Source organism: Kribbella orskensis, assembly GCF_004342085.1.
GTDB lineage: Bacteria > Actinomycetota > Actinomycetes > Propionibacteriales > Kribbellaceae > Kribbella > Kribbella orskensis.
In genome coordinates, this window is record NZ_SLWM01000001.1 from 393,692 (window position 1) to 405,905 (window position 12,214).

Sequence of the window (12,214 nt, forward strand, 5' to 3'; positions counted from 1 at the left end):
CACCTCGACTTGTCTGACGCTACCTTTGCCTGCCCTGACCTGACCAAGTTCTGCCGGCTCGATGAGCTCGGCTTGGCCGTCACCGGCCAACGACTCAGGCCCGACCGTGCGGTGCTGGCATGCCGGGTCGTCGAGCCGGACCAGTGGTGCCGTCGCTGTGGTTGCGAAGGCGTACCGCGCGACACCGTGACCCGGGAGCTGGCCCACGAGCCGCTGGGCTGGCGGCCGACGACGCTCGTGGTGACCGTGCGCCGCTACCGGTGTACCGCTTGCGGTCACGTGTGGCGCCAGGACACCAGCCTCGCGGCTGAGCCGCGAGCGAAGCTGTCGCGTCGCGGGCTGCGGTGGGCACTCAAGGCGATCGTGTGCCAGCACCTGACCGTGGCCCGGGTCGCCGAGGGACTCGGGGTCGCGTGGAACACTGCCAACGACGCTGTCCTGGCCGAAGGCAAGCGGGTGCTGATCAACGACGAGAACCGCTTCGACGGTGTCAACGCGATCGGGGTAGACGAGTCGCGCTCCCGAAACTCGTTACACCTCGTGGCCCGAACCGCATGGTGCACCAGTCAGCCGGCGTCGTACACCGGCGGCCGGCAGCGTCAGATGATGTACGACCGCGAGGGCTCGATCGCGAGACTCGCTGCGACTTCGCGGATCCGCAGGGTCGGCTCCGCGCCGACCTTGACCAAGGTCGGCGCGGCGGGCGACTCGGGGACTGCGTGCACCACCGCACCGACGGCGCCGCTCGGCGCCCTACCCGTCTTCGTGTCCGACGATGCGCAGACCCTCATATTCGGCAAAGTCGGCGAAGTCCTTGATGTTGAGCGTGGCTAGCGGCAAGTCATACGCCAGGCAGCAGGCGGCGATCCAGCTATCGTTCTGCGGACGGGGCCGGCCGCGTTTGGTCGCATAGGCAGAGATCTCGCCCCACTTCCGAGCTACGGCATCGTCGTACGGCAGGGTGGGCGAGTACTGAGCCACGCCTCAAGGCCAGCGACCTTGGGAAGCCCCAGTTGCGAGGGAGCGCCCAATGGCTCAGCTCCCCCAACATGACAAACGTAATGCCGATTTGGGCCCCGAGTAGCCCGCGAAGCAGCGCAGGCGGCAGCGCGTTTCTTGATACTCAGCGACGCAACATCAGTGTCGAGGATGATCCTGCGCGTGCTCACGCCAGGTCGGCCCGCCTCATCGCGCCCAGATCAGCTAGAAACTCCTCCAGCTCTCCATCATCGAACACGCCGTCCTCGGCAAGATCCTCCGCAGAACGCACCGGAGCAGAACCCAGAAAAAGCTCATCGACGGAGGCCGCCTTACGCCGCCGACGTGAGTATTCAGCATTGTCAGCTGTCACGACACACCTCCATGCTCGATTGCCGCCACCCAGTATCCCACGTGAGCGGCCCGGCGGAGCGTAGCCCGTGACCGGCGCACTCCACGGATCCGCCCAGCCGGCTCACATCACACCGTCCGCAAGCCGTCGCGGCCCGGCGTGGCCGGATTGCGCACTCGTGAAATCGCCGACCCATCTCGTCCACGCGAGAACCCTCAATGACCCGGGATGTCGACTTAGGACGCGGCGCAGCGTCTGCTGCTGCACCCCAAAAGGCGCTGCTCAGACTGGTTCTAAAGGGGTCGCGCACAGCAGAACGCGCAGGTCAATCGTGCTCTGACCTGCGCGTTCTCAAGGGGTGGAGGTGGCGGGAATCGAACCCGCGTCCTTCAGCGTCGATCCAAGACTTCTCCGGGCGCAGTCTGTTGTGTCGTTTTCTCAGTCCCAGCACTCGTACAGACACGTTGCCGACAGACTCAGTCGCTGTAAATGTCCCGCGTTAACCCCGCGACCGGGTTAACGAAGCAAGCTTCCTAGCTGAGGCCAGGAACCGGGTCGGAAGCAACCCCGGGCTGACCGCTTCTTTTAGCTCAGGCCGTCAGGCGGCGAGAGCGAAGCTACTGCGCGCATTAGCGTTGGCAGTTATTGTTTTCCAGAGATCGTTAACGAGATAACCCTGGATCCTCGGCCCGCTTCTCTTGGAACGTACGTCCAAAGTCGAAACCGTTCACCCCCTGTTGAGTTGTCAATCTCCCGTGGTCCGGTAGCGCTCTGACTGACCGCGGAAGGTCCACACTATCAAGTCCAACAAGGCTGCCGCACCACAGATTCCCGTCACCGAGGGTCACTTGATCAGGCGGAGGGTGAAGGGGTAGCGGAAGTTGGAGCCGAGGAGGGTGGCCAGGCCGCCGATGCCGGTGAGGACGAACCAGACGAGGCCTACCAGGGGGAAGAGGAAGCCGGTGAAACCTTCGGTGACGCCGGTGACGACGCCTAGGAGGGCGAAGACGGCCAACGCGCTCAACTGGAAGTTCAACGCCTCTACCGCGTGCTTGCGGACCGCGGGGTTCTCCTTGCCGGCGGTGGCGACGATCAGCGCCGGGCCGACGAAGAAGGTGGGGTACCCGAGCCAGTGGGCGATCGTGCCGAGGCCGCGGCCCTGGCTGTCGTACCGCTTGACCGGGGCGGGCCGGGTGAAGGCCGCCGGCACGTACGTCGGGACGGGGCGCGCCACCAGTCCGTCGAAGGTGCCGTTCAGCTCGGCCCGGGTGCGGGCCTTGAGCGCCAGTTCCAGCCGGGTGTCGAACTCGACACGCTCGACCCGGCCGTCGGCGTACATCTCTTGCAGGATCTCGACCGCTCGGTCCCGTTGGGCCGGCGTCACCAGCAGCTCTGAAGTGGACATGCCCCCAGCCTGCCGCCGGACCTCGCCGCAACCCATCGGGTGACGCCCGGAACCACCCCTGGGGAGACCCCTAGCCCTTCCGGCCGTGGAGCGACCCTAGCCGTCCGGCCGTGGGTGACCGCTAGCCCTTCCTGCGGTCGCTCAGTGCTCGCTGGGCCTCGCGGTTCGCCTGGCGCTCGGCCAGGGCGTGCCGCTTGTCGTAATCCTTCTTGCCGCGCCCGGTGGCGAGCTCGACCTTCGCGTACCCATCCTTGAAGTACAGCGACAGCGGGATCAGGCTGACGCCCTGCTGCTCGACCGCCTTGATCAGCTTCTGCATCTCGTCCTTGTGCAGCAGCAGCTTGCGGGTACGCCGGGGCTCGTGGTTGGTCCAGGTGCCGTGCGTGTACTCCGGGATGTGCAGGTTCTGCAGCCAAAGCTCGTTGCCCCGCACGGACGCGAAGGCGTCGACGAGGGAGGCCCGACCCAGCCGCAGGGACTTGACCTCGGTCCCGGTCAGCACGAGTCCGGCCTCCACCACGTCGTCGATGTGGTAGTCGTGTCGCGCCTTACGATTCTGCGCGATCGGCTTCTGGCCGGTCTGTTTCACCATCCCGCCAGTATCCCAGATAGCTCACAACCACTTCATCGGGTTAACCACCCGGCCGTCCTCGTAGACCATGAAGTGCAGGTGGCAGCCGGTCGAGTAGCCCGTAGTGCCGACATAGCCGATCACCTGGCCCTTCGTCACCCGCTGGCCGACGCGCACCTTGTACCGCGACAGGTGGTTGTAGACCGTCGTGATCGACGAGCCGTTGATCACCCCGTTCGACAGGAACAGCCGGTTGCCGTAGCCGCCGTTGTAGTAGCGGTCCGTGATGACCCCGCTCGCGGCGGCGTGGATCGGCGTACCGCAGCCGGCGCCGAAGTCGGTGCCGTCGTGCAGCTTCCAGTAGTGCAGCACCGGGTGGAACCGCATCCCGTACGGCGAGGTGATGTAGGTGTTGATCGGGTAGCTCAGCCCCGAGGAACTGCCCGGGTCGTCCGCAACGGCGCGCGGCGGCCGGTGCTCCTGCTTCGCCCTCGCGCGCTCCCTGGCCTCCGCGGCGGCCTTCCGCCGGGCGGCCGCGGCCTTCTCGGCCTTGGCCCGGGCGATCAGGATCGCCTGCACCCTGTTCCGCTCGGCGACCAGCGCGTTGTACTGCGCCAACTCGCTGTTCTTGTCCTTCTCGGCGGCCTTGTACGCGACCAGTCGTGCCTGAGCCAGCTTCGCGGCCTCGGCCTTGTCCTTGGCCACCTGCAGCGTGAGCGCGGTGACCTGCTGAACGGTCCGGGCGGCCTCGGCCCGCTGGGCGGCAACGATCTTCTCCGCCTGGGAGACCTTGGCGCGCTTGTTCGCGAGCTGGGCCTGGGCGTTGTTGAGCTTGGTGATCGTGTTGCCCTGGATGCCGAACACGTTGCGCTGGACCTGCACCCCGGTGGCGACGTCGGCCGGCGACGCGCCGTTCAGCACGATCGACAGCCCGACCAGGCTGTTCTGCTGCTGGTACGCCGACTGCGCCGCGCGGCCGGCCACGTGCTTCTGCTCCAGGATCACCTGCTCACCGGCATCCACATCGGACAGCGCGGTCTGCAGCGCCTCCTCGGCGGCCTTCAGCTTGCTCGCGGCAACCACGTCGGCGGCTTTCGCGGCCGCCAGCCGGCCCTGCGCCGCGGCGTACCGGACCTGGACGGCCTTGTACTGCGTCTCGGCGCGCGTGTACGAGGCGGTGGACTTGGCGAGCTGGTCGTACGAGTCGTGTAAATCGGCGCGCGACTCCTGGATCTGCGAGTCGAGCTGCTTCTTCTTCGCGGCTGGATCCGGTGGCTCCGCCTGGGCAGACGGGACCACCGCCAGGACTCCGGCGGACATGGACAGGACAACGCAGCAAGCGGCGACCATCGTCGGCCGACCGGGCGACCCGCCCAGGCGTTGCCTGAGGGACCGTCGGTTCGGTGTGGCGCTGGTGCCGATGCTGTCGTCTCGCTTGATGCTCCCCCGCCTGAGCGGGTTCGCACCGGGGAAGTGCGGGACCACAGTTCGACCCCTTGCTATGGGTTGAGTTGTCGTGCTCCTGCACGATAAGTCACCCGGGTCAGACTTTGAGGTATTTCCGCGTTGTCAGGAATGTCGGGACGACCGCCAGCACCAGTCCGACCACCACCATGATCAGGGTGGCCCGGAAGGTTTCGGGCGCGCCGATCCGCTCCCAGGCCCTGAACGTCTCCTCCGCCTGTTTGGTGACCAAGAAGTAGACGCCGAGCCACAAGGTGCCGCAGGCAAGGACCGCGCCGATCAGTGCCGCCAGGATCGCCTCCAGCAAGAACGGCAGCTGGATGTAGAAGTTCGAGGCGCCCACCAGCCGCATGATGCCTATCTCCCGTCTCCGGGCGTAGGCCGCCAGCCGGATCGTGTTGGAGATCTGCATCAGGGCGGCGACCAGCAGCAGGCCGGCCGCGATCAGTGCTCCCCATCTGAGCTTGTTCAGCGCGGTGAAGAGTGGATCCAGTAGCTGTCTGAGATCCTGCACGTTGTCGACGCCGGGCAGACCCGACACGGCACTGACCAGGTTCTGGTAGCGCTGTGGATCCTTCAGCTTGACCCGGAAGGACTCCTGCATCTGGTCCTCGGTCACCGTGCTGACGATCGGCGAGTCCTTGTAGAGCTTCTTGAACTGGTCGAACGCTTCCTTCTTGGACTCGCCGAAGACGCCCTCGGGCGAGGTGTCCGGGTTCGACTCGATCACCTGCTTGATCCGGTTCTTCTGCTCCGTGGTCACCTCGGCGCCCGAGCAGCCGCGGCCGCCGGAGTCCTTGGTGCAGAGGAAGATCGAGATCTGGATCTTGTCGTACCAGTTCCCCTTCATCAGGTCCACCTGCTCGCGGGCGAGCAGGGCGCTGCCGAACAGCGACAGAGAGACCCAGATGGTGACGACGACCGCGATCGTCATCGAGAGGTTCCGCTTCAGGCCGATGCCCAGGTCGGAAAGGATGTAGTTCAAGCGCATAACGAAGTCTCAGTCCCTGGTCTCAGTGCTGGTAGCCGTAGACGCCACGCGACTCGTCGCGGACGACATGGCCGTTCTCCAGTTCGATCACGCGCTTGCGCATCTGGTCGACGATCGAGACGTCGTGGGTCGCCATCACCACGGTCGTCCCGGTGCGGTTGATCCGGTCCAGCAGCTTCATGATGCCGACCGAGGTGCCGGGGTCCAAGTTTCCGGTCGGCTCGTCCGCGATCAGGATCATCGGCCGGTTCACGAACGCGCGGGCGATCGCCACCCGCTGCTGCTCACCACCGGACAGCTCGTCCGGCAGCCGGTCCTCCTTGCCGTCCAGGCCGACCAGCTCGAGCACCTCAGGCACGGTCTTGCGGATGTGCGACCGCGGCTTGCCGATCACCTGCAGCGCGAACGCCACGTTCTCCGCGACGGTCTTGTTCGGCAGCAGCCGGAAGTCCTGGAAGACGGTGCCGATCTGGCGGCGCATCTGCGGGATCCGCCAGCTGGCCAGCCGGTTCAGGTCCTTGCCGGCCACCATGATGTGGCCCTTGGAGCTCCGGTGCTCACGCAGGACGAGACGAAGGAACGTCGACTTGCCGGACCCGGAGGTGCCGACCAGGAAGACGAACTCGCCTTTCTCGATCTCGACGTTGACGTTCAGCAGGGCAGCCTTGGACTGACCCTCGAAGGTCTTGGAAACATTCTCGAAGCGGATCACGGGAGCTTCCGGCCGTGGTCGGGAACAGGGAGCAGCGCACAGGTAGCCACCAAGGCACCGTACGCCACCGGAGCGGCCGTCGATCAGTGTAGGGGTTTCCCGGGCGTGGTCCGAGCAGGCGTCCCGGCTCGGGCGTCACTGTCCTATAGCCGTACTACGCTGCGCCGGCTGAGGCGTGCGTGCACAGCACAGCACAGCCAGTCACTGGCTGAGTACGCGAGCAAGCTCGCAGCAGTGGCTGGAGTAGCAGGTCAGGCGGGGGCCGGAGTCGGGCCGTTGCCGTTTTCGGGGCGGGCGCCGGCGATCCGGGCGACGCCGGCGTCGGGTTTGCGGCCGGCCCTACGGGCGGCTTCCACGTGCAACCTGGCCAGTTCGACCGCCTGGCGGGAGACCTTGACGGTCTTCTTCTCACCCATCGGCATTGTCTCCCTCGACCACATCGGCATCTGCTTCCGCAATATCAGCGTACGCGGCCGGACCGACCCGGTCGATCGCTACAGCGGCCGTCAGTGCGGCGACCAGATCGTAGTCCTCGGGCTGTAACAGCTCCGATCTCATCAATGAGCGCAGCGTCACCACCCCGGCGTCGGTGCCGGCCTCGTCGCCGTCCAGGATCTGCTCGACTGACCAGCGAACCATCCGCATCGTCTCCTCGCGGTGCCGCCAGGTGTCCAGCTCACGGTCGGACTTGCGCGTCAGGTATGCGCCCAGCGCAACGCCGCCCAGCGCGAGGAACGGACTCAGCACGGTGATCACGACTCCGATCACCGAGATCCAGGTGGGAATCACGGACACGCCCCAGAACTCATCAAGGTCCTTCCAAATCCATGGTGATGGCCGGTCGATGATGCTACGAAGGACAGCACACCACCAGCCACCGACAACTCATCGTCGATACAGCAAACGAGGGAGCAGTGTCAGTGATGGACAGCGAGCCCGACTGCTACGACGTGTTCGTGCAGGGGACCGTGTTCCTCGACATCGTGCTGACCGGCCTGGAGTCCGCCCCGACCACCGGTACCGAGATCTTCGCCGAGGGCATGGGCTCCTGCCCGGGCGGTGTCGCCAACTTCGCCATCGCCGCGAGCCGCCTCGGCCTGCGCAGCGGCCTGGCCGCCGTCTTCGGCGACGACGTGTACGCCGACTTCTGCTGGCGCACGCTCGCCGACCAGGAGAAGGTCGACCTGTCCCACTCGCGCCGGATCGGGCACTGGCACTCCCCGGTCACCGTGTCGATGTCGATCGACCGGGACCGCGCGATGGTCACCCACGCGCACGAGGCGCCGGGCGATCCGAGCAAATTGGTCGGGCCCGGGCTGAAGACCAGATCCGCGATCGTGCCGGTCGCGGAGGACCTGCCGAGCTGGACCGCCGAGGCGCGCCAGTCCGGAGCGCTGCTGTTCGGCGATGTCGGCTGGGACCCGACGGACGTCTGGTCCCCCGCGGTGCTCGACGTCCTCGACGGCTTCCATGCCTTCACGCCGAACGCGGGCGAGGCGATGGCCTATACCCGGACCGACTCCCCCAAGGCCGCCTTGCACAAACTGGCCGAGCGGGTCCCGCTGGCTGTCGTGACCAATGGGTCTGACGGTGTCCTGGCGATCGACTCCGAGACGGGCGAGGAGGAGTACATCCCGGCCCTGCCCGTTCGCTCGTACGACCCGACCGGTGCGGGTGACGTCTTCCTTGCCTCTCTCGTACTGGGGACGCTGCGTGGCTGGCCGTTGGCTCACCGGCTCGCGTTCGGCAACCTGTGCGCCGGCCTGTCCGTCCAGCACTTCGGCGGCTCCCTGGCGGCGCCGGGCTGGGGCGACATCATCGACTGGGTCCGCGACCACAGCCGTCACCGCCCAGGCGGCGTCGACCCCGAGGTACTGCGCCACTACACCTTTATCGGCGACGTCCTTCCCGAAGGCCCGGTCCCCATCGTCCGCCGAGCCAGCGCCACCATCGCCCGCCTCTCCGACGCCTGATGTCAGCGAATCAGTCCAGAGTCCCGCGCGGCGCCACCCACAGATGCGGCTGCCCCGTGGTTGCGGCGATGTGCTCGAAATCGGCGTCGTAGTGCAGGATCACCGCATCGTGTTCTTCTGCGACGGCGGCGGTCAGCAAATCCACCACTCCGGCCGCGCGATGATGCCCCCGCGCCGCCATCCGAAGCTGGACCTCGCGGGCCCGATCGGCGATGGCCTCAGTGACCGGAAGCACCGTGTACAACGCCTTCCTCCTGGCGGCGATCGTCGCTTGACTCTCCCGCTTTCCGCGCTATATTCAACTTATCGGTTTAGAACCAAGTAGTTGAATAGGAGTCAGCGACCATACCGACCGACCAGCTCAGCCGCACTTTCGCGGCTCTCGCCGACCCGACGCGGCGCGCGATCCTGGCGCGGCTGTCGGAGGGCGAGGCGACGGTCGGCCAGCTCGCCGAACCCTTCGCGATGAGCTTCGCCGCGGTCTCGAAACACCTCCGGGTGCTCGAGACCGCGGGCCTGGTCACCCGCGGCCGCGACGCGCAGTACCGGCCGGCCCGGCTGGACGCGCGGCCGCTCGCCGCGGCGTCCGAGTGGATCGGCGACTACAAGAAGTTCTGGGCCGACAGCTTCGACACGCTCGGCAGCTACCTCGACAAGCTGCAGCAGCACAACACGCCATCCAACGACACCCAGTTCAACGACAGCCCAGCCAACGACACCCCAGGAGAACGGCCATGAGCCAGGACGTAGTCGTCACCCGCACCTTCAACGCGCCCCGCGAGCTCGTCTACGAGGCGTGGACCAAGCCCGAGCATTTCTCCGTCTGGTTCGGCACCGACGCGGTCGACGTACCGCTGGACACCCTCAGCCTCGACGTCCGGGTCGGCGGCGCCTGGAACGCCGTGATGCAACTGCCCGACGGCAACCAGATCCACTGGGTCGGCGAGTACACCGAGGTCGACCCGCCCGAGCGGCTGTCGTTCACGATGACCGACGACCCCGCGAACCCATCGGACGTCCCGATCGTGGTGGTGTTCGCGGAGGTCCCCGGCGGCACCGAGATGACCCTGACCCAGCTCCGCGGTGACTTCACCCAGGAGCAGGTCGAGGCCACGATCATGGGCTACAACGGCTTCTTCGACGCGATGGAGAAGCTGCTCGCCGCCCAAGACTGACCCTGCCGACCGTGCTGATCGCGCCGACTCTGCTGAGAGAGCTGACCAGCGCGACGGCGAGGAGCAGCAGCCCCGCGGCCAGGAAGCCGTGGGAGGGAGTCGTGCGATCGATCGCGAGGCCGGCCAGCGACGAGCCGGCCGAGCTGCCCAGGTTGTTGATGGTGTTGATCCACGTGCTCGCCTCGGTCCGCTCGTGGGCCGGGGTGAGCTCGTCGGCGGCCAGGTACGACACGACGAACAGCGGTGCCACAGCGAGTCCGCCGATCCCCAGCACCACACTCAGCACGATCAGGTTGCCGGCCATCGACGCAGCAAGGAATCCGACGCCCAGCAAGGCGATCAGTCCGGCCAGGTGCTGCCAGTGAGAGCGAGCGTGGGTACGGCGGGCCCAGGCCAACCCGCCGATCACACTGCCGAGGCCGATAGCGGCTTCGACGAACCCGGCCGCTCCAGCGCGACCCTGGCCCTGCGCAACGCCTGCCACGCAGACATAGGCGACGCTCACCCCGGCGGCCACGAAGAAGATGACGACCAGAACCCGCCGCAATCCCGCATTGCGGAGCGGCCCGGGATCCAGGAACCTCCGCGGAGTCGGAGGTTGTTCCGCGACGTGACGAGCCAGCGGCGTCGTCACCATCACGAAGGTCCCGCAGACCATCAGGACCGCCGTGCACGACAACGCGACCGGCGCGGACCAGAAGCTGATCAGGAGTCCGGCGATGAGCGGACCACCGAGGTAGAGCGATTCCTCGCAGATCGCGTCGAGGGCATAGGCGCGCTGCTTCAGGTCGGATTTGTCGGTGATGAGCCGCCAGGTCGAGCGCATCGACGGCCCGAGCGGCGGGGCGAACACCCCGGTCAGGCCGACCAGGAGCACCAGCACGGCCGCGTTCGGAGTACGGGTGAAGGCTGTCGCGGCCAGGCCTGATCCGCAGAGGGCTGCCAGTGGTGGGAGGACGCGGCGTTGGCTGTAGCGGTCGACTAGGCGCGCCTTCCACGGCATCGTCAGCGAGGCGAGGCCGAACGCGGCGACGGCCGAGCCGGCGGTCGCGAAGGAGTCGGTAGCTTGTTGAACGGTGAACAAAGCAGACAGCGGGAGCAGACCGTACGACAGCCGGCCGAACAACGCCGGCACGAACGTGCGCAGCGCGTAGGGCAGCAGCAGGACATCACGGTAGCTCCCGGCACGAGTTGTGCCGGACACGAGAACGCTCCTAGAGCTGTAAGAGGACAGGGCTCGGCTCCACGACGACGTCGACGTCGCGGGGAGCGCTCTCTAGGCACGGGGGTCGGACACGCGCGCAGCCTACCTCCGATCGCCGCTCGAAGTCGTGGGTTTTTCACGGGGTGGAAAGGCGGTCCGGAGACACCCACCGGTCGTAGGGTCGAAGGGTCGGCGTGCGGGCTGTGGGACCGCGCCCCCGAGCGGCGGAGGTACGGCGAGGTGTCGGGTGCTGGAGGCAACGGGTTCGATCGGCGGCGATTCCTCGCAGTAGGAGGCGGGCCGGCGGCGATGGCAGTCGCCGGGTGTGGCTCCGACACAGGTCGCTCGGACTCCGGCGCGGCGACGCCAAGTCCGTCTTCACGCCGTCGCGGATCTCCCGGATGACCTACCAGGACAAGCTTTTACGCGATTCCGCAGGTCACGGACATGCAGTTGCTCGTCTACCGCAAGAGCCTGCTGTCGGCCGCCGGAGTCCAGCCGCCGACCACGATGGACGAGTTGATCGCGGCCGCGAAGAAGCTGACCACCGACACGGTCAGGGGTTGTTCGTCGGCAACGACGGCGGTGTCGGCATCCTCGGCGGTCCGGCGCTCTGGGCGGCCGGGCTCGACTACGTGACCGACGATGGCAAGTTCGGCTTCGACGACCCGGCCGCGGTCGAGTCGCTGCGCAAGCTGCGCGAGCTCTTCACCTCCAACGCGTTGTTGCTCGGGGCACCGACCGACTGGTCCGACCCGTCCGCGTTCACCCAGGGCCCGACCGCGATGCAGTCGTGCAGTCCGTCGGGGTACTGGTGATCTCCGGGGCTGGCCGGCTACGGACTGGCACGAATCCCTTACAGATATGCGAATGCGGTCTCCTACTTCATCGTCGCGACGCTGCTGATCCCGGCGGCGGTGACCTTCGTGCCGAGCTTCGTGCTGGTCTCCACCCTGGGCCGGGTGAGCTCTTTGCGCGGCCTGATCATCCCCGGGTTGTTCCAGGCGTTCGCGACATTCCTGTTCCGCCAGTACTTCCTGAACTTCCCGCGGGAGCTGGAGGAGGCGGCGCAACTCGACGGCACGGGGTACTGGGGAACCTTCTGGCGGGTCGTCGTGCCGAACTCCAAGGGGTTCGTCGCCACCATCGGTACGATCACCTTCTTCGGTTTGGAACGCGTTCCTCTGGCCGCTGGTCATCGCCCCCGATCAGAACTCCTGGACGGTTCAGATCGCGCTCTCCACCTTCGTCACCGCGCAGACCATCAACCTGCCCCAACTCTTCCTCGCCGCCGGCATCGCGATCCTGCCGCTGGTGGTGATGTTCGTCTTCCTCCAACGCTGGATCGTCGAGGGAGTCGAACGCTCAGGGATCAGCGAACAGCACCGA

16 protein-coding genes, 1 other RNA gene and 2 pseudogenes are annotated in these 12,214 nt (G+C 66.8%); 7 read left to right on the plus strand and 12 right to left on the minus strand.

Annotation, left to right across the window (positions count from 1 at the left end):
* Window positions 1-9: 9 nt before the first annotated feature.
* Window positions 10-513, plus strand: a pseudogene (locus EV644_RS01965) (transposase); the annotation flags it as partial.
* Window positions 514-1,165: 652 nt separating this feature from the next.
* On the opposite strand, the gene EV644_RS01975 reads toward EV644_RS01965, so the two are convergent.
* The 9 genes from EV644_RS01975 to EV644_RS02010 all read right to left on the minus strand — a co-directional run bounded on the left by EV644_RS01975 (window position 1,166) and on the right by EV644_RS02010 (window position 7,229).
* Complete coding sequence (locus tag EV644_RS01975; protein ID WP_132187244.1) at window positions 1,166-1,351, minus strand: hypothetical protein; 186 nt, start codon at window positions 1,349-1,351, stop codon at window positions 1,166-1,168.
* A gap of 335 nt (window positions 1,352-1,686) precedes the next feature.
* Window positions 1,687-2,065, minus strand: a transfer-messenger RNA (tmRNA) gene (gene ssrA, locus EV644_RS01980).
* Between the two features lie 109 nt (window positions 2,066-2,174).
* Window positions 2,175-2,735, minus strand: a complete 561-nt coding sequence (locus EV644_RS01985; RefSeq protein WP_132187243.1) for a DUF1707 and DUF4870 domain-containing protein — start codon at window positions 2,733-2,735, stop codon at window positions 2,175-2,177.
* A gap of 121 nt (window positions 2,736-2,856) precedes the next feature.
* Entirely contained in the window at window positions 2,857-3,327 is a 471-nt protein-coding gene (gene smpB, locus EV644_RS01990) for an SsrA-binding protein SmpB (RefSeq protein ID WP_132187242.1), read from the minus strand.
* Between the two features lie 21 nt (window positions 3,328-3,348).
* The gene (locus EV644_RS01995; RefSeq protein WP_241997827.1) at window positions 3,349-4,626 is read right to left on the minus strand and encodes a M23 family metallopeptidase; all 1,278 of its coding nucleotides are present in this window, start codon (window positions 4,624-4,626) and stop codon (window positions 3,349-3,351) included.
* A gap of 223 nt (window positions 4,627-4,849) precedes the next feature.
* Window positions 4,850-5,761, minus strand: coding sequence for a permease-like cell division protein FtsX (gene ftsX / locus EV644_RS02000; protein ID WP_132187240.1), 912 nt, complete (start codon window positions 5,759-5,761; stop codon window positions 4,850-4,852).
* A 22-nt stretch (window positions 5,762-5,783) separates the two neighbouring features.
* Window positions 5,784-6,473: a cell division ATP-binding protein FtsE gene (gene ftsE, locus EV644_RS02005; protein ID WP_132187239.1), complete on the minus strand. Its 690-nt coding sequence runs from the start codon at window positions 6,471-6,473 to the stop codon at window positions 5,784-5,786.
* Window positions 6,474-6,724: 251 nt separating this feature from the next.
* Window positions 6,725-6,889 carry a hypothetical protein gene (locus EV644_RS44355; protein ID WP_158292718.1) on the minus strand — a complete coding sequence of 55 codons (165 nt, stop codon included), beginning with the start codon at window positions 6,887-6,889 and terminating at the stop codon, window positions 6,725-6,727.
* Window positions 6,882-7,229 (minus strand): hypothetical protein, encoded by a 348-nt coding sequence (locus EV644_RS02010; RefSeq protein ID WP_241997825.1) that lies wholly within the window; start codon window positions 7,227-7,229, stop codon window positions 6,882-6,884. Before EV644_RS02010 ends, EV644_RS44355 begins: the two co-directional genes overlap by 8 nt.
* Before the next feature lie 167 nt (window positions 7,230-7,396).
* Here EV644_RS02010 and EV644_RS02015 point away from each other — a divergent pair, with 167 nt between their 5' ends.
* On the plus strand, window positions 7,397-8,446 hold the full coding sequence (locus tag EV644_RS02015; protein WP_132187237.1) for a carbohydrate kinase family protein: 1,050 nt from the start codon (window positions 7,397-7,399) through the stop codon (window positions 8,444-8,446).
* 10 nt (window positions 8,447-8,456) lie between these two features.
* On the opposite strand, the gene EV644_RS02020 is transcribed toward EV644_RS02015, so the two are convergent.
* The gene (locus tag EV644_RS02020; protein WP_369410480.1) at window positions 8,457-8,690 is read right to left on the minus strand and encodes a PIN domain-containing protein; all 234 of its coding nucleotides are present in this window, start codon (window positions 8,688-8,690) and stop codon (window positions 8,457-8,459) included.
* A gap of 173 nt (window positions 8,691-8,863) precedes the next feature.
* Here EV644_RS02020 and EV644_RS02025 point away from each other — a divergent pair, with 173 nt between their 5' ends.
* Window positions 8,864-9,184 (plus strand): ArsR/SmtB family transcription factor, encoded by a 321-nt coding sequence (locus tag EV644_RS02025; RefSeq protein ID WP_241997912.1) that lies wholly within the window; start codon window positions 8,864-8,866, stop codon window positions 9,182-9,184.
* Window positions 9,181-9,621, plus strand: coding sequence for an SRPBCC family protein (locus EV644_RS02030; protein ID WP_132187236.1), 441 nt, complete (start codon window positions 9,181-9,183; stop codon window positions 9,619-9,621). The genes EV644_RS02025 and EV644_RS02030 overlap by 4 nt, the downstream gene beginning before the upstream one ends.
* On the opposite strand, the gene EV644_RS02035 is transcribed toward EV644_RS02030, so the two are convergent.
* Window positions 9,563-10,825 (minus strand): MFS transporter, encoded by a 1,263-nt coding sequence (locus EV644_RS02035; RefSeq protein ID WP_132187235.1) that lies wholly within the window; start codon window positions 10,823-10,825, stop codon window positions 9,563-9,565. The genes EV644_RS02030 and EV644_RS02035 overlap by 59 nt on opposite strands.
* Window positions 10,826-11,272: 447 nt before the next feature.
* On the opposite strand from EV644_RS02035, the gene EV644_RS45950 reads away from it, so the two are divergent.
* The 3 genes and pseudogenes from EV644_RS45950 to EV644_RS45960 form a co-directional block, all read left to right on the plus strand.
* Complete coding sequence (locus EV644_RS45950) at window positions 11,273-11,464, plus strand: extracellular solute-binding protein (protein ID WP_241997823.1); 192 nt, start codon at window positions 11,273-11,275, stop codon at window positions 11,462-11,464.
* On the plus strand, window positions 11,389-11,643 hold the full coding sequence (locus EV644_RS45955; RefSeq protein WP_241997821.1) for a type 2 periplasmic-binding domain-containing protein: 255 nt from the start codon (window positions 11,389-11,391) through the stop codon (window positions 11,641-11,643). Before EV644_RS45950 ends, EV644_RS45955 begins: the two co-directional genes overlap by 76 nt.
* 69 nt (window positions 11,644-11,712) lie before the next feature.
* Window positions 11,713-11,928 (plus strand): annotated as a pseudogene (locus tag EV644_RS45960) (carbohydrate ABC transporter permease); the annotation flags it as partial.
* A 52-nt stretch (window positions 11,929-11,980) separates the two neighbouring features.
* On the opposite strand, the gene EV644_RS45965 reads toward EV644_RS45960, so the two are convergent.
* Complete coding sequence (locus EV644_RS45965) at window positions 11,981-12,163, minus strand: hypothetical protein (protein WP_241997817.1); 183 nt, start codon at window positions 12,161-12,163, stop codon at window positions 11,981-11,983.
* Window positions 12,164-12,214: the final 51 nt, after the last annotated feature.